Annotated in this window: 20 protein-coding genes and 1 tRNA gene; 15 read left to right on the top strand and 6 right to left on the bottom strand. The window is 32.3% G+C overall.

All coding sequences use genetic code 11. From position 1 onward, the window contains the following. From D1818_RS05335 to D1818_RS05320, 4 genes are all read left to right on the top strand, one after another. Entirely contained in the window at window positions 1-495 is a 495-nt protein-coding gene (locus D1818_RS05335; RefSeq protein WP_118456755.1) for a hypothetical protein, read from the top strand. Between the two features lie 63 nt (window positions 496-558). Further along, window positions 559-2,469 (top strand): hypothetical protein, encoded by a 1,911-nt coding sequence (locus D1818_RS05330; protein WP_118456754.1) that lies wholly within the window; start codon window positions 559-561, stop codon window positions 2,467-2,469. Then, the gene (locus D1818_RS05325) at window positions 2,469-3,407 is read left to right on the top strand and encodes a hypothetical protein (RefSeq protein ID WP_118456753.1); all 939 of its coding nucleotides are present in this window, start codon (window positions 2,469-2,471) and stop codon (window positions 3,405-3,407) included. Before D1818_RS05330 ends, D1818_RS05325 begins: the two co-directional genes overlap by 1 nt. A gap of 202 nt (window positions 3,408-3,609) precedes the next feature. After that, window positions 3,610-4,923: a leucine-rich repeat domain-containing protein gene (locus tag D1818_RS05320; RefSeq protein WP_118456752.1), complete on the top strand. Its 1,314-nt coding sequence runs from the start codon at window positions 3,610-3,612 to the stop codon at window positions 4,921-4,923. A gap of 62 nt (window positions 4,924-4,985) precedes the next feature. On the opposite strand, the gene D1818_RS05315 is transcribed toward D1818_RS05320, so the two are convergent. Then, window positions 4,986-5,639, bottom strand: coding sequence for a response regulator transcription factor (locus D1818_RS05315; protein WP_118456751.1), 654 nt, complete (start codon window positions 5,637-5,639; stop codon window positions 4,986-4,988). Further along, complete coding sequence (locus D1818_RS05310) at window positions 5,623-7,539, bottom strand: tetratricopeptide repeat protein (protein WP_118456750.1); 1,917 nt, start codon at window positions 7,537-7,539, stop codon at window positions 5,623-5,625. Before D1818_RS05310 ends, D1818_RS05315 begins: the two co-directional genes overlap by 17 nt. Window positions 7,540-7,852: 313 nt before the next feature. Between D1818_RS05310 and D1818_RS05305 the strand changes: the two genes are divergently transcribed. The 3 genes from D1818_RS05305 (at window position 7,853) to D1818_RS05295 (ending at window position 10,304) form a co-directional block, all read left to right on the top strand. Next, window positions 7,853-9,154 carry a cytochrome ubiquinol oxidase subunit I gene (locus tag D1818_RS05305; RefSeq protein WP_118456749.1) on the top strand — a complete coding sequence of 434 codons (1,302 nt, stop codon included), beginning with the start codon at window positions 7,853-7,855 and terminating at the stop codon, window positions 9,152-9,154. A gap of 3 nt (window positions 9,155-9,157) precedes the next feature. After that, entirely contained in the window at window positions 9,158-10,195 is a 1,038-nt protein-coding gene (locus D1818_RS05300; protein ID WP_118456748.1) for a cytochrome d ubiquinol oxidase subunit II, read from the top strand. A gap of 31 nt (window positions 10,196-10,226) precedes the next feature. Further along, window positions 10,227-10,304: transfer RNA gene (locus D1818_RS05295), tRNA-Pro, on the top strand. Between the two features lie 111 nt (window positions 10,305-10,415). Here the strand turns inward: D1818_RS05295 and D1818_RS05290 are convergent. Continuing rightward, entirely contained in the window at window positions 10,416-12,515 is a 2,100-nt protein-coding gene (locus D1818_RS05290; protein WP_370449387.1) for a thioredoxin domain-containing protein, read from the bottom strand. A gap of 78 nt (window positions 12,516-12,593) precedes the next feature. Continuing rightward, window positions 12,594-13,670 (bottom strand): formylglycine-generating enzyme family protein, encoded by a 1,077-nt coding sequence (locus D1818_RS05285; protein WP_118456746.1) that lies wholly within the window; start codon window positions 13,668-13,670, stop codon window positions 12,594-12,596. A gap of 293 nt (window positions 13,671-13,963) precedes the next feature. Between D1818_RS05285 and D1818_RS05275 the strand changes: the two genes are divergently transcribed. From D1818_RS05275 to D1818_RS05240, 8 genes are all read left to right on the top strand, one after another. Continuing rightward, window positions 13,964-14,962, top strand: coding sequence for a GntR family transcriptional regulator (locus D1818_RS05275; protein ID WP_118456744.1), 999 nt, complete (start codon window positions 13,964-13,966; stop codon window positions 14,960-14,962). A 1-nt stretch (window position 14,963) separates the two neighbouring features. Further along, window positions 14,964-15,887 (top strand): aldose 1-epimerase, encoded by a 924-nt coding sequence (locus D1818_RS05270; protein ID WP_118456743.1) that lies wholly within the window; start codon window positions 14,964-14,966, stop codon window positions 15,885-15,887. 132 nt (window positions 15,888-16,019) lie between these two features. Beyond that, window positions 16,020-17,177, top strand: coding sequence for a cytochrome P450 (locus tag D1818_RS05265; RefSeq protein WP_118456742.1), 1,158 nt, complete (start codon window positions 16,020-16,022; stop codon window positions 17,175-17,177). A gap of 13 nt (window positions 17,178-17,190) precedes the next feature. After that, on the top strand, window positions 17,191-17,499 hold the full coding sequence (locus tag D1818_RS05260) for a 2Fe-2S iron-sulfur cluster-binding protein (protein WP_118456741.1): 309 nt from the start codon (window positions 17,191-17,193) through the stop codon (window positions 17,497-17,499). After that, complete coding sequence (locus tag D1818_RS05255) at window positions 17,499-18,752, top strand: NAD(P)/FAD-dependent oxidoreductase (RefSeq protein ID WP_118456740.1); 1,254 nt, start codon at window positions 17,499-17,501, stop codon at window positions 18,750-18,752. Before D1818_RS05260 ends, D1818_RS05255 begins: the two co-directional genes overlap by 1 nt. 30 nt (window positions 18,753-18,782) lie before the next feature. Further along, complete coding sequence (locus tag D1818_RS05250; protein ID WP_118456739.1) at window positions 18,783-19,898, top strand: Zn-dependent alcohol dehydrogenase; 1,116 nt, start codon at window positions 18,783-18,785, stop codon at window positions 19,896-19,898. 14 nt (window positions 19,899-19,912) lie between these two features. Then, the gene (locus D1818_RS05245; RefSeq protein WP_118456738.1) at window positions 19,913-20,710 is read left to right on the top strand and encodes an alpha/beta hydrolase family protein; all 798 of its coding nucleotides are present in this window, start codon (window positions 19,913-19,915) and stop codon (window positions 20,708-20,710) included. Window positions 20,711-20,851: 141 nt separating this feature from the next. Beyond that, window positions 20,852-22,432 (top strand): solute:sodium symporter family transporter, encoded by a 1,581-nt coding sequence (locus tag D1818_RS05240; RefSeq protein ID WP_162897262.1) that lies wholly within the window; start codon window positions 20,852-20,854, stop codon window positions 22,430-22,432. A gap of 74 nt (window positions 22,433-22,506) precedes the next feature. Here D1818_RS05240 and xylA read toward each other — a convergent pair whose 3' ends face one another. Then, entirely contained in the window at window positions 22,507-23,832 is a 1,326-nt protein-coding gene (gene xylA, locus D1818_RS05235; protein WP_118456737.1) for a xylose isomerase, read from the bottom strand. Between the two features lies 1 nt (window position 23,833). Further along, window positions 23,834-25,324 (bottom strand): xylulokinase, encoded by a 1,491-nt coding sequence (locus D1818_RS05230; RefSeq protein WP_118456736.1) that lies wholly within the window; start codon window positions 25,322-25,324, stop codon window positions 23,834-23,836. Window positions 25,325-25,569 lie beyond the last annotated feature (245 nt).

Genomic DNA, 25,569 nt, shown 5'->3' with positions numbered 1-25,569 from the left:
ATGTTACTTATACTTTTGGTTCACTTACTTATTACTTCCTGTGGAAGTAATAAAGACAATGCTATATCTTCTATAAATACTGAGAAGCTTGATACAAAAATTAGTCCTTGGAAAAAGACAGCTTCAGATTCAGTTAATATTAAAAAACTGATGAGAACTTTATATGAAGATTATACCAACATAGATAATGAGTCTCTAAACAATCGTTATTTATCCGATACGATTTTTGGAGATTGTATTTTTTATAAACTAGAATTAGCGCATTTGTATGAAAGAGGAGATATCTATTTGTTAAAGAATAAAATACTAAATAAAAAAGTGTTTACAGAAGATTTAATGGAGGTGCTAAGAAGTTATGGTCCAGTAAGAATGGAAAATAAACTTCTTGTAGTACCTGTTAAGGCAAATGACCAAGAAATAGAATCAACGACTCTTTACAGATTTAAAGTTGATGAAAATCGCCTAGAATTAAAATCTGTAAATTGTATTGGTTGATTAAAATGAATCACATCTAAGATTAAGAAATTATTATAGCTATCTGTGATAAAAATTACGAATATGAGTGGACATAATCAAGGAGCAATTAATGCAGCAAAACAACAAGGTGAAGCTCGTTTAAAAAGAATATGGGATCAAGTTCGATGGCAAGAAGAAACCAATCAAATTACCTTTGCTACTAATGAAGCAGAAGAAGGTTTGTTGGATGCATATTTTGCAGAAAAAAAAATAGGAGAATTAAATGTTCCTGTTGGAACAGATCAATACGCTATAAAAAATCCAATTAATCTTGTTAATCAAGATGGGAACTTGGATCAAGGTGAAATCAATCCCACATTTAGGAATAAAACTAAAAACACTGTAGCAGAAGAAATATTGTTTGTGCTTGAACGAGATTCTCTGCTACCGGATGGACATTACACCAGTGTCGAATCTATAAAAAGAAATTTAGAGCATAGAATCTATAATAAACCAAACAACATAGTTGAATTTGATGTTTTTAGAACTGTTGAAAAACCATTTTATCGAAAAATTAATACGGGTAATTTAGGAGGAGATGCTTATATTTTTGTAAAAGGGTTTGCTTTAAAAGATAAAGAAGCAACCATAGAAATTTTTGAAAGGAGCCCATTTTTATTAATGGAGGATGAAATTCCACTTACAGTTATTCAGTATGATTCGTTAAATGCAGAAGAGCCGAATCAAACTGTAAATAAAACACAATTAAATGCAACCTTTAACGATAGAGGAGAAGCTGTTGTAAAAATTAAATTTCGCCCCAAAGTAGAAGATCCAGATACGGTCTACAGTGAATGGAAAGAAAAATTCACACCTAAAGAACCTATTAGTCTCCCACCGCCTTCTCCAGAAGAAATGCAACAAATAATTCCATCCGTTCCATTAACTTTTGGATCAGAAGTACCACAGAATGGAACAGAAACATCTACAGATCCTGCGGATTATCCTCTACCCTCTAATCAAAAGCCAGAATTACCTCCAATAGTAGATTTTTTATGGTTAAAAGTAAAAGTAAGTGGTGATAAGCAGGATTATGATGAGGAGTTCTTAAATGAAAATAACGATTCATATTTTAAGCTTAAGGTTTGTAATTGCGGGAAAAAATATGATGGGCAGTTTAGATGTACAAGATATGGTAGAACGGTTAAAGTATATGGACCAATATATAACGGTAGTTACAAATTAAAAGATTACGCTAAATGGAACGAAATAATTTCAAAAGGGATAGTTACCAGTATGGAAAAAGATATATTCATAATCATGTCTCCAAACGAAGGTAATCTTGATTCGGTTCAATCTTATGATAGTGAGATAGTTACTGCTGGAGCAATGCAAAAAACAATTAACCCTACTGGGCAAGGAGAGTTCCCTATTCAAGTAGCAGAATTTAAAAATTCTAACGCTGAGAAATATGCTTGTCTTTTTGAGAGTTGTGGTTGGACAGTGGAGAATAATACTATGTTCTATAAAGATCCGGATGATCCTAACGCTCAAAAAATTACAGGTAGCGATTTAAAGCGTAAAATAAGGGAGGGCTTTGATGCCTCTACTTTTGGTTCCAGAATAAAATGTAAGCCACTAGAACCTATAGTTAACGCAGTAAATGATAATGATTTTCAAGTAAAACAAATAGAAGATTTTATCTCAAGATTAAGAGATAGAGTTTTGCCAATTGTACCTAGAGGTTATTCTCATACGTTAGGTGATTTTTTAATATCACGATTAGGAAGAGCGACCGCTTTAGATCATCATATAAATAGACCTGCATATGTTAGAAATGACCTTGGGGATTCCTTGAATAATTTTTTTGCAAGAAATCCTAATGTGTCCGAAAATCCATTAAACTGGGGAGAGAATCATCAGACTTATGAAACTGAAATCTTAGAAGATTATGGAGTAACAAGAAGAGGTACAGATATGGCTGAAAGATTTAACAAAATGAGAAATAGGTAATGATTACTATGAATAATGTTTATAAGCCCTTTGTGATTGTTTTGATTTTGTTAGTTAGTTCATTTTTTAATTGTGCTAGCACTAATAGTTATGAAACCACTTCTAACTCAGTTTTGAAAAGTAATGAAGATACTTTATCCTGCGAAACTAATAGGTTATCAACAATTTTAATTCAGAAAGAAATTATAGGAGATAAATTAATTTTGAAACTGATTATTAAAAGAAAAAATGAAATTATAGTCAAAAAAAATATAGAAATCAACACAAGCACCTTTGGTTATGATTCCTTACCAGATATTGATCTTGAATGCTCTAGTGGTGGATTTAATATAAACTATACTTTTAGTTTTGGTAATGAGTATATTTTATTTAATCATTTTATTGGGGAGGAAGACGATGATAATTTTTATATAAAAAACGTAGTTTTTTATGGGAGTAATAGAAATTCTTTAAGCATCGAGGGTACTAAGGTTCTAAAAAATACATCAATACATAACTATGAAATACATAAGTTAGCTTCATTAGGATTGAAGCCGATTTATTTTGAAGATAATTTACAGACAGTAAATGAGCTAGCATTAAAACCACTTGTAGAGAAGTTAGAAGAAAAATCATATTTTGATATTATTGGAAATGAAAAACTATTAACCATTATTACTCGTGAAATCCCGGTGTCAAAAAAGAATTTAATAAGTTATAACACAATTGAAAACAATCTAAAAAAGAGAGAACTTTACTCAGAAACAGTTTTTTTATCAAAAATTGTTTTACAAAACTATCAAAACCCCCAATCTTATTTGAATATGGGAGATGCGTATTGGAGCTTAAGAAATGAAGAGGACGCAAGGAAGTCTTATGTTAAATATATAGAGTCAATGAATATTAGAGAACAAAAAACTCAAATTCCCAGATATATTCTAAAAAGATTAAATAATTAATTCAAAATTTGGTTCGAAATTAAACTGATATGATATTTGATAGAGTTTGATTTTAACTTTTTGAGTATTAGATTAATGAAAATCCAGTGGTTTTCAGGGTTTGTTTTCCATGGAAATCATGGATGTATACGCTGGTCTTATTTTCTACTTTTGGTAAAGAGATATTACACACAAATAATAAAACTCTTAAAAACCAAAACTAATGAAGGGCTTATTAACCTATAAAAACCTGCTTCTTGTGGTATGCAGTTTGATCATGTTTTCTTGTTCTAAAGAAATAGATGGATCTGATGTTACACTATTAAATTCTGAAAATCAGATATTAGAATTTGCTTTTCTTACCCAAGAAAATGGAGAATTGGAGATCGACGTTACTGCTAACATAAATCAAGAAGATAAAGTAGTGTCTGTTGTATTACCCTATGGAACCCCCGTTAGAGCCTTGAAACCCAGTATTAAAATTTCAGAATCAGCATCCATTGTACAGGATGTAGATGTTTCTTTTGATTTTTCTACGCCAATAATATACAGTATTATGGCAGAGGATGGTACAGTTTCGAATTATACTGTAAGAGTACGCGTAGTAGCAAGTACAGAACTAGAAATATTATTAACAATTTTTAATCAAAATCCAGATAATCTTTTAGGTTGGAATATAGCAAGTGAAGATATTTCTACATGGGAAGGGGTGATTCTTGTAGATGATAAAGTAATCGAATTAGAACTAGAGGAAAAAGGATTAACAGTTTTACCTCCAGAGATTTGTGATTTATTTTATTTAAAGACGTTATCGTTAGAAGGTAATATGATTACCGAAATTCCAAGACAGATCCAGGACTTGTCCAATAATTTAAGAACACTTAATCTAGGAGGGAACCAGATAGATATAATACCACAAGAGTTTTTTAGCTTAACTAAGTTAACAGACCTAAGGGTATATACAAACCTATTAACAGAGGTGCCTTCTGATATTAATAAACTTACGGAGCTTAGGTATTTAAGCTTGTCCAATAATTCTTTAAAAACACTACCTTTAGAATTGTTTGAACTTTCTAAACTAAATTCATTATTCCTTAATAATATAGAATTATCAGAAGTTCCCGAGAGCATAACAGATTTATCCCAATTAACAGCATTAGGGATATCTTCAAATCCTCTAGGAGCTATTCCTGATATTGTTCTTGATATTACAACACTTACTAGATTAGATATCTACAATTCCGGTATAACTAACATTCCCTCAGAAATAACTAAATTAACAAATCTTAAACGACTTCAGTTATCTGGAAATAATTTAATAGAAATTAATGAAGTTATTGGTGATTTATTTCTACTAGAATATTTATTGTTACAAACGAATGCGATTGAAGAAATCCCTAGTGAGTTAAGTAATTTAATCAACCTTAAAACCTTAGATCTAACAGAAAATAATTTGATTACTATACCCAACGCAATTTGTGACTTAGCCAATACAGGTACCGAAATACTATTAGATGAGAATGTAACTTGCCAATAGCTAAATTATAGCTCATTGATTAATGATCGTAAGGATGTAGTCAGGTTAGTATTTACTAAAGTCTAATCGACTAATCCCAATTTAATTGCGTGTTTGGCCAAACCAACTACATTTTTTACATTGAGCTTAGAAATCAGGCTAGTACGATACCCCTCTATAGTATATTTACTTAAAAAAAGCTTATCAGCTATCTCTTGTGTAGTATATTCTTTGGCAATTAATTGAAGTATTTCTTTTTCTCGATTACTTAAATTTACTTCATTATTCTGTTTCTGTTCGAAGATGCTTTTTGTGTATGCTTCTTTTATACTATCAGAAAAGTAATTGGAACCATTTAAGATAGTTTCTATAGCTTGCAGAAGCTCTTCTTTTTTTGCATTTTTTGGAATATATCCATTTACTTGTGCCTGAGTTAATTCATAAATTTTTTGAGACTCTGATAACATGCTAACTATTAGCGTTTTTATTGATGGATGATGCTCTTTAATATGTTGATTAAGGGCAACTCCGTCCATTTTGGGCATATTGATGTCTAGTATTGCTAAATCAATTTGATCAGATGTATTGATGTCCAAATATTTTTTAAGATCAAGACCATTACTTGCTGTATACACAATTTCATAATCTGATTCGTGTGATAAGATACTCAATAGCCCATCTAAAAACATTTTGTGGTCATCAGCAACCACTAATTTATATTTATATTTTTTTGTCATTTAGTACAGTAGGTATTTCAATTCGTATAGCTGTTCCTCGGTTAATTGCAGAATCAATATCTATTTTTGCTTTTAATAACGTTAATCGTTTTTTGATATTTTGTAACCCGATACCATTCATTTCTTTTTTAACATCAAAACCAATACCGTCATCTTCAAAAATAATTTCAATAGAGTCATTATAGGCATTAAGGCATATCTCGATTACTTTTGCTTTAGCGTGCTTTAAAGCATTTGTCATTAATTCTTGAATGATTCTAAAAATTTCAACTTTCTGATTATCATCAATAATATTAATTTTTTCTATTGGATGTGGTATAAATGTAATGTCCGGGTCTGTAACTTTTTCTATAGTGTCAATATATTCACTTATATAATTAGCAAAAGCTGTCTGACTTATTTTTTTGGGGATAAGGTTATGAGATATTTCACGTACTTGTTGATACGTGTTATCTAATTGATTAATTATTGCTTCTTGATACTCTTCGCCCTTTTTTATATCAATCATCTGTAGTTTTATTGCTGCAATATTTCCGCCAATACTATCATGCAATTCTCTAGCAATTCTATTTCGTTCCTCATTTTGAGCAATAACATAAGTGTTTGCAAGTTTTAACTCTTGCTCTTTAAGAAAAGATGTTGTTTTCTGTCTATTAATTTCTTCTTTTTGAGCGTTATATTTAGTCTTTACTTGTAGTTTTTGATAATACACTAGTAGTAAACCAATAATTGGTATGAGTACTACAATAAAACCAATAATATAAAATCGCTTTAGTAGACGTTGCCTTTTAATTTCGGCTTCTTTTACAAGTTGGTCTTCTTTTAATAATAAAATCTCTTTTTCTTTTGTAGCGGTTTCATGTTTGACTTCAAGTTCGGTAATTTCCTTTTTTTGTTTTCTGTTATTTAGAGAATCCTTAAAAATATGATATTGAATCAGTGCTTCATTTGCAGATTTGTGGTCATTAGCATCGTTATAAACAATCACTAGATTATCATAAATATTTTTTTGTATTTCTAGATTAGAAATTTCTTTAGCTTTTGTAATTGCTTTCGTAAGCATTTGGATAGCTTCAGAATGATCACCTAAAAGTCCAATAACAACTGCTTTATGAATAATTGCATTCAGACTTTTATCTACAAAACCGTGTTCATCAGCAATCTGTTTACTTTTTTCGTAATAATCGATTGCTTGTTCGTACTTCTTGTTTTCATAAAGAACAGACCCTAAATTAAGAGCTATCGTAGCAGAAACTTTCGGATCTTTTTCTGGAGGCATCATTTCAAAAGCTTTGAGAAAATATTTTTCAGCATTTTCAAAATCTTTGCGAAAATAATATATCGCACCAATGTTAACATAATTACCGTAGATCGCTTGTTCATTTTCGGCAGCATCAATACTTTCCTGTAAAAACCGTATGGCTTTATCATACTCCTTTTTATTGGCATATAGCAATCCTAAATCAGACTTAACCTTACTTACCATATCTAGGTAATTTATTTCTTCAGAAATAGAGAGACTTAAGTACAATCGTTCTATCGCATTATCCATTTGACCGCTCCTTCTAAAACTAGAACCCAATAATCTGTATGCTTGCGCTAAATGTTTTTTATTTCTGAGATGAATTAAGGAAGCCCTGGTATAATGCATAGATGAGTCTACAACACCAATAGAATTAAAATAGCTACCTAAAAATAGCTTTGCTTTTGCTTTTATAGAATCTTGATAATTTTTACTCTTAGAAATTTTTAATAAAACAGTGTAAGAATAATTTGGATTGGTATTCAAAGAGTCAATTGCATTGTCGAGTTTTGTAATTGCTGATTCTTGTCCGAAGCAGAGAAAAGTGCTCCAAAAAGATACAAGTACTAGTATTTTTCTATATAGTTTTCTATCCATTTCAGCCTATATGAATATAATAAACAGGTCTCTTTGCTAAGGTAAAGATTCGAGGGGTAAGTTTTATGAACTTATCAGACATTTAATAAAACTTAACATGTTAATATTTTTAAAATCGGATCATTGATACGACTTTTAGATATGTAATAACGAATATTTATGGTATTAATTATTTGTTTTTGATTTGTTCAAAACTATTTTTTCAAAAGCCCTATAATAATAGAAAAGACACATCTTTTTTCTTCTTAAAACGGTCTTTGGGTTGTATCTTTATAGGGTAATTAAAATAATTTTCTTTCTCTAAATATTTTCTATGGAAAACCTTGATGCGGCAAGACTCCAGATGGCATTCACCCTTATATTTCACATTGTTTTTGCTTGCATTGGTATGGTGATGCCTTTTTTTATGGTAGTATCACATTATAAATGGCTAAAGACTAAAGATCAAACCTATTTAACGCTAACCAAAGCTTGGCAAAAAGGAGTAGCTATCTTTTTTGTAACAGGTGCTGTTTCCGGTACAGCTTTGTCGTTTGAATTAGGATTGTTGTGGCCAGAATTCATGAAACACGCAGGACCTATTATAGGAATGCCGTTTTCACTAGAAGGAGCAGCATTTTTTGTGGAAGCAATTGCATTGGGATTCTATCTGTACGGTTGGAATAAACTACCGGAAAAGTTTCATTGGTTTACAGGAGTGATTATTGGATTATCAGGAGTAGCTTCAGGGATTTTGGTGGTGGCTGCGAATGGCTGGATGAATTCTCCAAGTGGTTTTGATTATATCGATGGACAGTTTCTTAATATTGATCCGGTACAAGCTATGCTAAATCCAGCTTGGTTTACACAAGCATTACATATGACTTTAGCGGCCTTTACTGCTACAGGATTTGCAGTAGCAGGAATTCATGCATATCAGGTATTTAAGGGACGAAGAGTAAAACTCCATACCAAGGCATTTAAGATTGCAATTACTTTTGGAGCTATTGCAGCGATTCTGCAACCTATTAGTGGTGATATTTCTGCAAAGGATATAGCAGAACGACAACCTGTAAAACTTGCTGCTATGGAAGCGCATTATAATACGGAAAAAGGAGCTCCTTTGTATATAGGAGGTATCGTAAATCCAGAAACTCAAGAAGTAAAATATAAGCTTGCTATTCCTGGAATGTTATCGTTTTTAGCATTTGGTGATTTTGATGCTGAGGTAAAAGGATTAAATGATTTTCCTGAAGATGAAAGACCTAATGTACCTATTGTTCATTATGCTTTTCAGACGATGGTAGGTATTGGAGGAATATTAATGCTAGCAGGACTAGTATATTTCATTTCTTTAAAAAGGAAGAAATGGTTTACGAATAATAAATATTGGTTACTTTTTGTACTATTAGCGCCACTCGGGTTTATAGCTTTAGAAGCAGGATGGATTGTAACAGAAGTTGGAAGACAACCCTGGATCATTCATAAAATAATGCGGACTAAGGATGCCGTAACACCAATGCCTGGAATTGTATTTAGTTTTTATACGTATGTAGTAGTATATGTTACACTTTCTATTGCAGTAACTTGGTTGATGATTCGCCAGATCAAAGTTCTTAATGCCAAAAATAATTAGTTTATGCTATACGTTGTTTTATTCTTTTTGATATTTTCTTTGTATTTATACGTTGTTTTAGGTGGAGCTGATTACGGCGCTGGTATTGTAGAGTTGTTTTCGTCAGAAGAGAATCAGAAAATCACGAAAAAAACGATTTATAGAGTTATGGGACCAGTATGGGAGGCAAATCATATCTGGATTATTATTCTGATTGTAATTTTATGGATAGCTTTCCCTGCATATTATAATATATTGGTAGTGAATCTTCACATTCCATTAACCATAATTTTACTCGGAGTAACACTTAGAGGTGTAGCTTTTGTTTTTAGACACTATGATGCAGTGATTGATAATTCTCAGAAATTATATGATGCCATGTTTAAAGTATCAAGTCTGATTACACCTATATTTTTAGGAATGGTTTTCGGAGGACTTATTAGTGGAGAAATTAGACTTACAGAAGATGTAAGTACCTTGACTTTTTATGAAGCTTTTGTACGACCTTGGTGTAACATTTTCAGTATACTAGTTGGGTTATTTTTTGCGGCTCTTTGTGCTTTTTTGTCTTCGGTATTACTTATTGGTGAATCCGAATCGGGAAAAGAAAATATTTATGTTAGAAAAGCTACCATTGCGACTATTGTAGTTTTTGTAATGGGCTTGATTACGTTTATCTATGGATATGCCAATGAGTCTACTTTTGTAAAAGGATTTATTATGGATCCTTATGCTATTGGAGCTATGGTAATTTCGGGATTGATATTGATTCCTCTTTGGATTACTATAAAAAGGGGTAGGAGAGTATTAAGTAGACTTTTTGCGGGGTTACAGGTATTTTTGATCTTACTTGCAGCCTTTGTATCTCATTTCCCGAACATTATAATTACGGATACACATAGTGTTAGTTTGTTGGATAATATAGCACCGGATAGTGTGATCAATGTTTTGGGCATATCGTTAATTATTGGTGGTGCAGTAATTCTTCCAGGACTGTTTCATTTGTTGAAATCATTTAAGATGATTAAGATTTTAGAACAGCATAATAATCCTTCAGTTTAATAAAAGTATTTTTATATTTGTTTTCCAAATTCGGGATGTGGCGCAGTCCGGTTAGCGTACACGGCTGGGGGCCGTGTGGTCGCAGGTTCAAATCCTGTCATCCCGACCAAGAAAAACCCTTTGTTTTCAATAGATAGCAAAGGGTCTGTTTCTTCTTCGCGTAGTGTGCTGTTATAAAAGAATATGTTTTAGAACCTGATTTATATCTAAGTAGTGTATATTAAAGTTCTTTGACTGCCTTTTCTACATCGATTCTTGGGAGCTTACAAGAGCCATTTACACAGACATAAATATAGGTGTTATCTGAATTATATCTGTTTTCTAGTAATGGTAAATCACTTTGTTTTGAAGCACCAGCAATTAAAATATTAGGTAAGTAATAAGTGTTTAGTTCTTTTAATTTTTCGAGTGCATTATTTCCAGAAATGGCTATCTCGTAATAAGGACTAGCATAATTTAAGTATAAATTAAGCCAGTTAGAATATCCTGAAGGTGATGTTTCTAAATCGTACTTTACATTATTCAGCATTTGTCTTGCCATTTTCTCATAAGATGTATTGTAGTAATAATGGCTTAATTTAAAAAGACTATTTGCTAACATTGAATTTGATGATGGAATAACGTTATCGATGATTTCGAATTTTCTGGTAATGAGATTTTTGTTAACATCTGATGTAAAATAAAACATTCCACTCTCTTTATCTAAGAAATGAGTAATGGTATATGTCATTAAGTCATTAGCAATTGCTAACCAATTTTCATCTAATGTAACTTCGTAGAGTGATATGTAAGTCTTTATTACTGCTGCGTAATCTTCAGAAAAACCTTCAATAGTACTTTTGTTATTTTTAAAATTATGGTACAACCCGCCATCAGATCTTAATTGTTTTTGCTTAATGAATGTTGCATTTTTTAATGCTTTTTCTAAATAATTTTTATTTCCAAAAACACGATAAGCATCGATATAAGCTTGAAGCATGAGTGCATTCCAAGAGGTAAGTGTTTTATCATCTGTTCTTGGTGGTTCTCTTTTTGCTCGTTCTTCGATTAGAATATTTTTCCATTCTAAAATTTTAGAATGAAGAAGATCTTCTGTTAAATTATGCAATGCCATAAATTCTACATCAGATTTGTTTTTTATCAGAACGTATTGGTTGTTTTCCCATTTCCCAAAGCTGTTAATGTTATAGTAGTCCTTAAAGAGATTAAAATCTTCATTTAAGAGTGTTTTTAATTCGTCTTTTGTCCAACAGTAAAAGATACCTTCCTCTAATTCATCTTCTTCATTTTTGCTATCAGCATCCAAAGAGGAATAAAATGCTCCATTGGTATGGGTTAGTTCTCTTTCGATAAATTTTAAGGTTTCTTCGACAATTGTTTTATAGGTTTCATTTTTTGAGACTAAGTACGCATCAGAATATAAACTAACTAACTGTGCATTATCGTAAAGCATTTTTTCAAAATGTGGAATATGCCATTTTTCATCTACAGAATATCGAGAAAATCCACCGCCAATTTGGTCGTAAATCCCACCACTAGCTAATTTTGTCAAAGTTTTGTTTACATAAGATTTTAAATCTTCGTCTTTATTTTGAATACTTTGTCTTAGAAGAAAATGTAAACTTGAAGGCATTGGAAATTTTGGGGCGCCCATGGTTCCGCCGTTTTTATAATCTAACTGTTTTTTAAAACTTTTAATAGTTGTATCTAATGCGATTGATGTAAAATTAGGTTCTTCTCTGTTAACCGAAATTAATTCTGAGTTTTTAACACCTTCAGTCAATTTTTCGGCATAAGCAATAACTTTTTCTGGATTTGTTTTATACAGCTCCGATAGTTCTTTTAAGACTTTAAGCCATTCGTCTTTGGTAAAATAAGTGCCTCCAAAAACGGGTCGTCCGTCTGGTAAAGTGATACAGTTTAAAGGCCATCCGCCACTTCCGGTCATTAGTTGTATGGCGGTCATATAGACTTGATCTATATCTGGACGTTCCTCTCGATCTACTTTTATGTTTACAAATTCTGAATTCATTAGTTTGGCTACAGAATCGTTTTCAAAACTTTCTTTTTCCATAACATGGCACCAATGACAAGCCGAATAACCAATAGAAACTATAACTAGTTTATTTTCAGCTTCAGCCAATGCTAAGGATTCGTCATTCCAAGCTTTCCAGTTTACCGGATTGTGAGCATGTTGTAAGAGGTACGGACTAGTTTCTTTGATAAGGTCATTAGTATGCATAGAAATGCTAGTTGCGCTTTTTTGATTACAACTGCTAAGAATAATTAATGGTATTATGAAATAATAAAGAGTTTTCAAGCGTATTTGATTTTATGCTGAATATAATACTTAATAAATAAATCGAAAATTACTCAAGAGATGGTTAATCTGATGCTGTTATCTTTTTGAAGACAACATCTCTTTTGTAGCAACTGTTCTAAATCCGACGTGGTCTGAACCAGAATCTGGACTAAACCCCATTTTAGATGAAATCCTAAAACTTGCACAGTAAGAAGCATGGCAAAGAAAAGATCCTCCTTTAATCACATGCTCTTGGACATAAGGATTATCGGGGTTGAATGACCTACTGGCACCTTTTGGGTTTATTAAGGTCTTATTTTTATCCAATTTTTGATAATGATTAATGTTGAATAAATCATTTGTTATTTCCCATACGTTTCCAGACATATCATATAATCCAATAGTGTTAGGCTCAAAAGATTTGACAGGAGCTATGTATTCGTAGCCATCAATAGGTTCGTTTTCTGTAGGAAAAATTCCTTGCCATGTATTTGCTTTTTGGTTTAGTAGTTCTGCATCGTTTCCCCAAGTAAAAATAGCGTCACTATGTGTTCCTTGTGCAGCAGCTTCCCATTCAGCTTCTGTAGGTAGTCTTCTGTTTGCCCATTTGCAATAGGCTAGAGCATCTTCATAAGCAACGTGCACTACAGGGTAATTATCTTGTCCATCTATGGAAGAATTAGGACCTTGGGGATGTTTCCAGTTTGCGCCAATTTTCCAGGTCCACCATTGTGCGTAGTTTTGCATATTAACTACAGCATCCACGTTTTTATTAAATAGTAAACTTCCTGGTTGTAAGATAGAGTCAGGAGGTTTAGGAGTACCCGGCGGCAGTTCTTTTTGCATATCTTCCCAGTTAATTGCTCTTTCGGCAACAGTGATGTAGTTAGTTGCTTCTACAAAAGCCTTGAATTGTTTGTTAGTTACTTCTGTGATGTCTATAAAGAAACCATCAACAGTTACTAAATGTGATGGTTTTTCTCTATTCATGGCATATTTGTCATCATTCTTTGCACCTAGTAAAAATGTTTTATTTTTAACCCAGACCATGCCTGTCGGGGTTGCAACTTCAATTTTAACTTTAGGTGTATTTTTGGGTTCTTCTTTACAACTTAAAAAAATGAGGCAACCTAAACTTGCAAAAATTAAATATCTAAAACAGTTAAATTTCATATACGTTTTATAAATAAGAAGTTATAAATGTATTATAATGAAATGACTTACACTTTTTTGTTTCTTGAGTTTTATGCCATTCGCAGGCAGAGTTGATCATTTGATATTGCTCTTTTTTAGTAACCCATACTGACTTTTTTTTAACAAGATCCATTGATACGTATAGAAAAGGGACATCCACTTTATCTTTCATTCGAGTCTTATATAGTATTTAACGAAGGTAATAAATATAAATCAAAAACCTACCAGTACCTACTAGTTGTTGAATTAAAATATTATTCTATATTTGTTTAATGGATATAGTACAAAACATCAATGAGTCCAGTGTACCAAAGTATAGGCAAATAGTTATGGCTATTGAGCAGGCTATAGTTAATGGTGCTTTAAAAAAGGGGGATAAATTACCATCTTTAAATAGTATTAAAAATCAGCACTCACTCTCTAGAGATACAGTTTTGATGGCATTTAGTGAATTAAAGATAAGAGGTATTATAGAATCCAAAGTTGGTAAAGGTTATTATGTGATTAGTGAAGATATTAATGTTAAGCAAAGAGTGTTTTTGTTGTTTGATGAATTAAATGCTTTTAAAGAAGATTTGTATAATTCTTTTTTACATACTCTAGGTACTAATGTTCAAGTAGATATTTTTTTTCATCATTTTAATAAAGAAATGTTTAGTAAGCTCATTAATGATAATGTTGGAGACTATAGTCATTATGTAATTATGCCTGCTAACCTAAAAAATTCACAGGAAATACTTAGACAGTTACCGGCTGATAAAGTTTTTATTTTGGACCAGATGCATACAGAGTTAAATATGTATCCGTCAGTACATCAAAACTTTGAAAAAGATATTTACAGCGGCCTTTTAAAAGCAATAACGCTTATAGAAAAATATAAGAAAATTATTCTGTCATTTTCACCAGAAATACAACCTATGGGTATTCTTTCAGGATTTAAAATGTTCTGTGAAAATCAAGGTTTTGAATATAACATTATTACTTCAATTAAAGATAGAGTTTTAAAAAAAGGAGACCTTTATATTCTGCTTGATGATAAAAATTTAATAAGAACTATAAAGAAAATAAAAGGGCAACAATTAATACTAGGAGAAGAAGTAGGTATAATTTCATACAACGAGACGTTATTGAAGGAAATTTTAGAAGGTGGTATTACGACCATATCTACAGATTTTAATTTAATGGGTAAGCGTTTGGCAGAAATGATACTTGCGGGCGAGTATAATCAAGTAGAAAATCCAAATAGTTTGATCATTAGAAAATCGTTATAAATTGTACAAACAAATAATTCATAAAGAAGAAGGGTTAGAGTTCATAGAACTTTTTGATAATAAGGCTCAGTCAAGAGCAAAAATAAGTTTAGATCAAGGTGCAAGCTTACTAAATCTCAAACTGAATAATACCCAAGTGATAGCTATGAATCCGCTAACTTATGAAGATACATATGCATCTTCTATTTTGTTTCCGTTTGTAAATAGAGTAAAAAATGGAACCTACAATTATAATAATAAAACCTACCAATTAAACTGTAACGATAATGGTAGAAATAATGCCCTTCATGGTTTAGTGTATAATAAAAAAATGGAGTTAAAAAGCTCTGAATTAACCTTAGATTTTGGTTCGGTAACATTACACTATATAAATGAAGGCACATCTATTGGTTTCCCATTCAAATATGAATTATTTATAACATATAGATTAAAAAAGAACGCATTAATTTTAACGGTAAAAGTAAAAAATACGGGTTCAGATTCATTCCCTTTTACTATAGGTTGGCATCCTTATTTTAAAAGTGAAAACCTTTATAATAGTCATGTGAATTTTAACAGTTACAAAAAACTTAAAGTTGACAGTCAACTAATTCCTTCTGGTGTTGAAGACTATGTACAAAACGCAGCATTACGAATTATGGACAATAAGTTAGATGATTGTTACATGTTAACGGATAACGTGGTTGAATTTATAACACCTGAATATGGATTAACGATAAGTACAACATCAACTCGGAATTTTTTGCAATTGTATACGCCAGAAACACCAAATTTCATAGCGATTGAACCTTTGACAGGTATTGCAGATAGTCTTAACAATGAGATAGGATTGCAAGTTCTTGAGGTAGGACAAGATTATGAAATTAGTTGGACTGTTGCTGTTGAAGAATATGCGAATGAAGACACGGAGAAACAGATTATATAATTCTTACTATCCATTAAATTATGAATGAGAAATTGAAAAAATGGGTAATCTGAAGGAAATTTTACTGCAGAATTATTAGCAGAATGTTTAAAAATGTTAGTGAAGTAAATAAGGTTTTTATAAGATACAGTAATGAAAAAAAGCGAATTTTTAGATCCTTTTGAAAAAGCCAGATTAGAAAAAGGTATTGGAGAAATGGATGATCAAGATGATCACGTTGTGATGGCATTGCGTCATAAAGATGTTCGTAGATGCGCACATAATTGGAAAATGTTTCAGTCTGGTGCTGAACCTGGGCGGATTGTAATTCCTTCAGAGGTTAATATTAGGGATATTCGTCAAATTCCGTTTGAGGTAGATCCACCAATGCATGGCGATTACAGAACACTTGTAGAAGCCTGGTTTAAGCGCCCTTTAGAAGAAAATTATCAGATAGAGCTAAAAAAAATAATAACAACTATAGTTGAAGAATCTCTAAAGAAAGATACTGTAGAAGTAATTCGAGAATTTGCGTTAGTATTACAGTCCAGAGCATTGACACTGTTATTTAATGTGCCTTTTTCGGAGTCGGAAACATGGATTTCTTGGGGCACCCATGTTTTTAGAAGTGAAGAAACGGCATTGGATGCAGATAAAGCGAATGTATTATACAAATATATTGATGTTCAAATTGAAAATAGTATAAAAAAACCTGGAGAAGATTTCTATTCAAAATTGTTGGAATCCGAAGTAAACGGTAGAAAGCTTACCAAAGAAGAAATTAAAGGAGTTATTATTTTAACTTTTGCAGGAGGAAGAGATACTGTAATTAATATAGTTTCAAATTCTATCGCTTATTTTTCAGAACATCCTAAAGCGTTAGAAAAATTACGTAGTGATCCAGCATCAATTAACTTCGCTATAGAAGAATTGATTCGTTATTTCTCACCATTAACCCAAATGGGTCGGGTCGTAACAGAAGACGCCCAGGTTTGTGAACATGCAGTGAAAGCCGACACTAGAATTTCGTTAAATTGGGCTTCAGCAAATCGTGATGAGTCAGTTTTTGAAAATGCAAATACAGTTGTTTTGGACAGAAAAATAAATCCACATGTGGCATTCGGATTTGGTGTTCATAATTGCTTAGGGGCGACACATGCTCGCCAAATAATGAAAGTTTTAATTCATACATTAATAGGAAAAGTGCAATCAATAGACTTACTAGATAGTAAAGAAAACATTGAGAACTTAGGGGAGTTTAAGCGTAAAGTGGGGTTTGATAGCTTAAAAGTTAATTTTAATTCAAAATAAAAAATCAATAAAAATGGCGAAAATAACATTTGTGACAAGTGATGATATAAAAACAACTGTAGAGGCGACTACGGGGAATATCATGGAGCTTGCTGTTCAAAATAAAATAAAAGGGATAGATGGTAATTGTGGCGGTGTTTGCTCTTGTGCTACATGTCACGTGCACGTACAACCAGAAGATTGGAGTAAAATAGGGGAACCTAGTGAATTAGAAAAGGATATGTTAGAATTTGATGAAAACGTGAGTGAATATAGTCGTTTGTCATGTCAAATTAAAGTAAGTGATGCTATCGACGGTATTGTATTAAAAGTAGCTAATTAATGTCATCTAATACATCAAATTTAACTTGTGTGGTGATTGGAGCAAGTCACGCTGGGGTAAATTTTGCTTTCGCTTTACGTGGACAAGGTTGGGAAGGAAGAATTATGATGTTTGATAGCGATCCAGAATTTCCATATCATAGGCCACCTTTGTCTAAAAAATATTTAACAATAGCAAGTCAAGAAGATACTCAACACGATGTATTATTTCCAAAAGAGAATTACGAAACAGATAATATCATCTTGAGTTTAGGTAAAAATGTTACTAATATCAATCGTAAGACTAAAAGTATTTTTTTATCAGATGGTTCAGTACAACGATATGACAAATTAATATTGGCAACGGGAGCGCGTGCTTTTATTCCACCAATTAAAGGGATAGAAAATGCTACAAATATATTCTCAATAAGAAATGCTCAAGATGCTATAGATATTAAAAATGCAATAAAAGACTCTTTGCGTAAACGGGTAGTTATTATTGGTGGAGGCTACATTGGCTTGGAAACTGCAGCATCCTTAAAAAAAATAGGAGCTGAAGTCACAGTTTTAGAACGAGAAGAACGAGTGTTGTCGCGAGTAACTGCACCGGAGATGTCAGTTTTTTTTACAGAATTACACAGTCAAAACAATGTTTCAATTTTAGTAAATAAAAATGTAGTATCTATTAATAGTTTACATGCTGGTAGTGAAGTCATTTGTGACGATAATACAAGTTTTAAAGCGGATATACTTATTATTGGAGTTGGTGTAAAAGTAAACACGGAACTAGCAGAACAAGCAGGTTTAGAAATTGATAATGGGATTAAAGTAGATGCTTCAGGAAAGACAAGTGATGATGATATTTATTCGATAGGAGATTGTACTTACCATTTCAATCCTAGTTATAGAAGGTTTATACGTTTAGAGTCTGTTCAAAATGCTGTAGATCAAGCAAAAGTTGCCGCAGCTGCGGTTTGTGGGAAAGCGGCGACTTACGATACAATTCCTTGGTTTTGGTCCGATCAGTATGATGTAAAATTACAAATGGTAGGATTGTCGCAAGGTTATACAGAAACAATTAAACGCATAGAGCCTGATAAAGAAAAGTGTATGTCTGTTTGGTATTTTAAAGATGACAAATTATTGGCTGTTGATGCAGTAAATAATGCAAAAGCATATGTGCTCGGCACACGTTTTATTCAAAACAAGCAAAAAATTGATAAATCAAAATTAGCAGATGTATCGATTCCTATAAAACCAACAAGTTTTTTATAAAAATAGTATAACATTAGTAAAACGCAGAATATGTCGATACAATCAAAATGCGCAATTGCGAAAGGTGATGGTACTTTTAGTATAGAAACTGTTACAATTGCAAACCCCAAAGAAGATGAGGTAGTCGTTAAAATAAAAGCAGCTGGTTTATGCCATACAGATTATGATTCTCTTACTTGGGGAAAACCCATAGTGATAGGTCATGAAGGAGCAGGAATTGTAACACATATTGGAATTAATATTAATGAATTTAAAGTAGGTGATAAGGTTATTTTAAATTGGGCAACGCCTTGTATGAAATGTTTTCAATGTCAAGAAGGTAATCAGCATATATGCGAAAATAATTCACCGGTTACGGCTGGCGGAAATGGGTACACCCCAGGGCATGCCCATTTAGAAGGTACAAAATGGAATGACAAACCTATAGAACGTTCTTTTAATATTGGTACTATTTCAGAATATACTTTGGTAAAAGAATCGGCCTGCGTAAAGTTCGAAAGCAAAATACCGATGGAGTCTGCAAGTATTATTAGTTGTGGGGTGATGACAGGCTATGGGTCAGTAGTGAATTCTGCTAAATTAATAGCAGGAAGTTCCGCAGTCGTTTTAGGAACTGGAGGAGTAGGTTTAAATGTTATTCAAGGAGCTAAAGTATCAGGTGCTTCAAAAATTATTGCGATCGATATCAATGAGAAGCGTCTGGAAATGGCAAAACGGTTTGGCGCAACCCATATTATTTTAGCAGATAAAAAAGATGTTGGCTTACTAAAAGCAGCAGAAAAAGTAAAAAATCTAACAGATGGGCGTGGGGCAGACTACGCTTTTGAGTGTACCGCAGTACCAGCTTTAGGAGCAGCACCTTTAGCTATGATTAGAAATGCAGGTACAGCCGTGCAAGTGAGCGGTATTGAAGAAGAAATTACCATAGATATGAATTTATTTGAATGGGACAAAATATATATCAATCCATTATATGGTAAGTGTAGACCTCAAATTGATTTTCCTAAATTGGTGGATTTATATGATAAAGGTGATTTAATGCTAGATGAAATGATTACGAAAACATATCCAATTGAAGGATTGCAGCAAGCTTTTGATGATATGTTAGCAGGTAAAAATGCAAAAGGCGTTATTGTTTTTGATTAAATCGAAAAATTGTTATGTCAAAATTTAGAACTACTGAAATATCAAATCCAGAGTTTGAAAGCAATAATCTTCGATTTATTACTGTAAAAACGTCAAATTTAAAAGGACGTGGAGATATTTGTGTGTTTGTCCCTTCTGGTGAAAACCTAAAAAACATTCCAATAATCACATTGCTACATGGTGTTTATGGGAGTGCTTGGATTTGGGCGCATAAAGCAGGTGTTCATTTTACAGCAATGAAAATGATGAATGAAGGATCAATACAACCTATGGTAATTGCCATGCCTTCAGATGGACTCTGGGGAGACGGGTCAGCATATTTACCACATAATAGTTTCAATTTTGAGAAATGGATTGTAGAAGATGTTATCGAAGCTACAATTGAAAATATAGCTTGTACGAGTTCTAAATCTAATTTATTTATTTCTGGATTGTCAATGGGAGGTTATGGCGCATTAAGACTAGGAGCTAAATATGCAAATAAATACAAAGGAATTTCTGGCCATTCTTCAATTACCAATATCGACCAAATCAATTTGTTTGTTGAAGAAAGCAAAGCCAATTATAAGCAAGATATAAAGGAGAATGAAGATGTTTTTGCAATAATGAATCAAAATAAAGAAAGTTTACCAGCTATTCGATTTGATTGTGGAATAAATGATTTATTAATAGAGCATAATAGAGCCTTACATCATAAACTTACCGAAGCAAAAATAGATCATAACTATCAAGAATTTGAAGGTTCACATGAATGGGAGTACTGGCAAGATCATATTAAAGATACTTTTTTGTTTTTCAGTGATTTATGCTGAAATCTCTTTTTTTTTGCAGAACATTTTTGAAGTCGGAAAGATCAAAATTGCACCATTAGTGGTAGATATTAACCAATTAATTATACGGTTTTATAGATTTATCCGATAATTTTAGACCTAAATTAAACTCATATTATAAACATGATAGGAATTATTTCTTTTGTTGGTTTCACCTTATTGGTAGCCGTTATAGCTTATTTATCTACTAGAAAAACAAATGAAAACTCAGCTGAAGGTTATTTCTTAGGAGGTAGGAGTCTTACGGCTGGTGTTATTGCGGGTTCACTTTTACTAACGAATCTTTCTACAGAACAAATTGTAGGGTTGAATGGAGATGCATATAGTGACGGTATTTTAGTAATGGCTTGGGAAACCCTGGCCGCTATAGCAATGGTAATATGTGCAATTTTTCTGTTACCTAGATATTTAAAAGGTGGTATTTCTACAATACCAACGTATTTAGAGCGTAGATTCGATAAAGGAACAAAAGCCTTAACTTCTGGTTTGTTTTTAACCGGATATGCAGTTGTTTTATTACCAATGGTTCTTTTTACAGGCTCTAAAGCTATTAGTGGAATGTTTGGTTTACCAGAAATTTTAGGTGTAACTTCTTGGCAGTCTATCTGGATTTGTGTCTGGGCTATTGGTATTATAGGATCGATTTATGCTATTTTCGGAGGTTTAAAAGCTGTAGCGGTTTCTGATACTATTAATGCTGTAGGGCTACTCATTGGAGGATTATTGATTCCTGTTTTCGGTCTAATGGCTATAAGTAATGATAATTCTATACTAGGAGGAATAAATTTATTAATGTCTGAGCATCCAGAAAAATTCGATGCTATTGGAGGAGACGATTCTAGCATACCTTTTGCTACTATTTTTACAGGTATGATGCTCGTGCAGTTATTTTATTGGGGAACCAACCAGCAAATTATACAAAGGGCATTAGGAGCAAAAAATTTAGTTGAAGGTCAAAAAGGTTTATTGTTAGCAGCTGTAGCAAAAATATTTGGGCCGATAATTGTTGTATTGCCTGGTATAATAGCCTTTCATAAGTATGGCGCTAGTCTGCCCAGTTCTGCCGATGCATATCCAGAATTGGTAAAAGATGTATTACCTACAGCTTGGATCGGATTTTTTGCAGCAGTACTTTTTGGTGCAATTTTAAGTTCATTTAATTCTGCGTTAAATAGTTGTGTGACATTGTATGGTGTTGATATTTATAAGCAATTTATAAATAAAGAAGCTACTGAAAAGCAAGTGGTAAAAGTTGGAAAACGATTCGGAGTAATATTAGCAGTTTTTGCAATGTTTATAGCTCCTTTCATGATTTATGCGGATAGTATTTTTGGGTATTTACAGACAGTAAACGGAGCATATAGTATTCCAATACTAACTGTAGTTGTTGTAGGTTTTTTAACGAAAAGAGTTTCAGCCATTGCTGCAAAGTCAGGTATTGTTTTCGCTTTTGTAACCTATGTAACTTATATTATTTTATCAGATGGTTTAGGTGTCGTTACACTGCATATGCTACATATGCAATTTATAACCTTTGTACTTACAATAATAATTATGTTAGTCGTTGGTAAGTTAAAGCCGAGAGAAACGGATTATGTGCAGAAATATACAGAACAGGTAAATATTAAAAGTTGGAAATATGTAAAACCAGCAGGAATTGTTATTTGTTTGATTGTACTTAGTACATATTTTGTTTTTAGCTAATAATAATTGTTACGTTACAAAAAAAACAGTTTGCTCTCGCAAACTGTTTTTTTGTTATGTAGGGGTACGCTATTTTAAATATACTGATTCACAATGTTTTCAAATAATTCCTGTTTTCCACTTTTTAAAGATAATTCGCCATTTTCTTGGGCGATTTTATATAAATCTTTCATAGTTAATTTACCATTTTCAAAATCTTTTCCTTTACCAGAATCAAAAGAAGCATAACGTTCTGTTCTTAATTTTTCGTAAGGCGAAGACGTTATAATCTTGTCAGCAATCAATAATGCTCTTGCAAAAGTATCAGCACCACCGATATGGGCATGAAAAACATCTTCTAAGTCAGTTGAGTTTCTTCTGATTTTTGCATCAAAATTAATACCACCTCCTTGTAAACCACCAGCTTTTAAAAATACGAGCATGGCCTCTGTAGTTTCTTGAATGTTGTTAGGAAATTGGTCTGTATCCCATCCGTTTTGGTAATCACCGCGGTTGGCATCCATACTACCTAACATGCCAGCATTAGCTGCAACTTCTATTTCATGCTGAAATGTATGTTGTGCTAAGGTAGCATGGTTAACTTCAATATTCATTTTGAAATCGTTTTCCAAACCATATTTATGTAAAAAACCAATAGCCGTAGCACAATCAAAATCGTATTGATGTTTCATTGGTTCCATAGGTTTAGGTTCTATAAAGAAATTCCCTTTAAATCCTTGCGCTCTAGCATAATCTCTAGCCATGGTTAAAAATTGTCCCATATGGTCTAACTCTCTTCCCATGTCTGTGTTTAATAAAGACATATAACCTTCACGTCCGCCCCAAAAAACGTAATTTTCTCCTCCTAACGCAATCGTAGCGTCTAAAGCTAATTTTACCTGCGCACCGGCCCTTGCTACAACATCAAAGTCTGGATTTGTTGAAGCGCCATTCATGTAACGCGGATTAGAAAAACAATTTGCAGTTCCCCAAAGTAATTTAATACCCGAAGCGGCTTGTTTTTGTTTTAAATAATCTATGATAGTAGCTAATCGTTCTTCTGATTCGGCTAAAGTTTGACCTTCTTGAATTAAATCATAATCGTGAAAACAAAAATAATCAAACCCCATTTTACTAACAAATTCAAAAGCAGCATCAGCCTTATCCTTTGCAGCTTGAATTGCGTCTGAAGATTTATCCCAAGCAAAACTTTGTGTTCCCGGTCCAAACGGATCACTTCCTTGACCACAGAAGGTATGCCAATACGAAATAGCGAATTTAAAATGTTCTCGCATCGTTTTTCCAGATACAACTTGCTCTGGATTGTAGTATTTAAATGCTAATGGATTGTCTGATTCTTTTCCTTCAAACTTTATGTCTCCAATACCTTTATAATATTCTGTATTACCTATAACTGCCATTTTATATTTGTTTTGTCTTTAATATAGATTCTAGTTCTTGATTCCATTTTATGTAAGCCGTTTTATAAGACTCCCTATTTTTTAAAGGTGTAAATGTCATTATGTGATCATTTTTAGTAATGTTTTTTCCAAAACTTTCTAGGTCACCATCTTTTAAACCAACTGCTCTTGCAGCGCCAACGGCACCTGTTGTATTATAAATTTCAATATCGTGACCAATTAAGGTTGCTACCGTATTTGAAAATATTTCTGAACGAAATAAATTGTCATTTCCGGCTCTAATTACATCTACTTTTGCATTGTCATTTTTTAAAATCTCCATGCCATAAACAAACGAAAAAGCAATCCCTTCTAGGGCCGCTCTACATAAATGAGAATGATTATGATGATTTAAGTTAAGGTTTAAAAAATGAGTACCGATAGTTTTATTATTAAACATTCTTTCTGCTCCATTTCCAAAAGGAATAACAATTAATCCATTAGAACCTATTGGTGCTTCATTGGCCTTTAGATTCATTTCTTCATAAGAATTTACGGAAAGATTATTCTTAAGCCATCGAAATAGAATACCTGCACCATTTATATTTAATAGTTTACCTAAGTTTTTCTTTTCATTAGAGTAATTTACATGTGCAAAGTTATTGATTCTCAGAGATTCTTTAGATTTTAAACTATTTGTAACGGCATAAATTACACCAGAAGTTCCGCCAGTTACAGCAACTTCACCTGGTTTCAAAATATTCAGCGAAAGCGCATTGTTTGGTTGGTCTCCCGCTCTGTATACAATAGGGGTTCCTTCGGGTAAGCCTGTCTCTTTAGCTGCTTTTGAATTTACATTTCCCTGGTTAGTAAAATTGTCTACAATTTCTGGAGTTAAAGAAGTATCAATTCCGTAGTAATCTAATAACCAGTCTGCAACCTTATCTTCTTTATAATCCCAAAGGATACCCTCCGATAGACCATTTTTGGTTGTTTTCATTTCCCCAGTAAGTTTATATGCTATATAATCACCAGGAAGCATATATTTATAGATGTTTTTATAAACTTCTGGTTCATTATCTTTTACCCATTTCAATTTTGATGCTGTAAAATTTCCTGGTGAATTTAACAAGTTTGTTGTACACTTTTCTTCACCTAAATCTACAAATGCTCTATTGCCAATTTCTATGGCTCTACTATCACACCAAATAATTGAATTTCGTAAAGGTTTACCTGCTTTATCAACAACAACTAGCCCGTGCATTTGGTAAGAAATACCAATTCCTATAATCTTTGAAGCATCAATTTGAGATTCTTTAATAATTCTTTTGGTTGCTTTACAAATATAATCCCACCAAATATTTGGATTTTGTTCTGCCCAATCCGTTTGTGGTGAAGCAATATCCATTTCGTTTTTTGGCTCATGAAGGCTCAAAACACTTTTACCTGATTTTTCATCTACCAATGCTACTTTTATAGATGAACTACCTAAATCAAATCCTATGTAATACAATTAATTTTTTTTTAATGAAAAAAGAACTGTAATTAGTTTACAGTTCGAGTAATTCGATAGTTAATTTTAAGAAAGATAAAGATATTTTATTTGATTCAACATCGATACTACAGATGGTGTTAAAAGCAAAACAAATGTTGTATTAGTCTTAAAATAATTTTATAATTTATATAGTTTCAAAACTATTATATGGCATTAGATACTGGTTCAAATTTGGTATATTTAGAAAATTTTTTTAATTAATT

It is taken from the genome of Aquimarina sp. BL5 (genome assembly GCF_003443675.1).
GTDB lineage: Bacteria > Bacteroidota > Bacteroidia > Flavobacteriales > Flavobacteriaceae > Aquimarina.
Note: the sequence above shows the minus strand (reverse complement) of the source record. Positions and strands in the feature narration are given on the sequence as shown.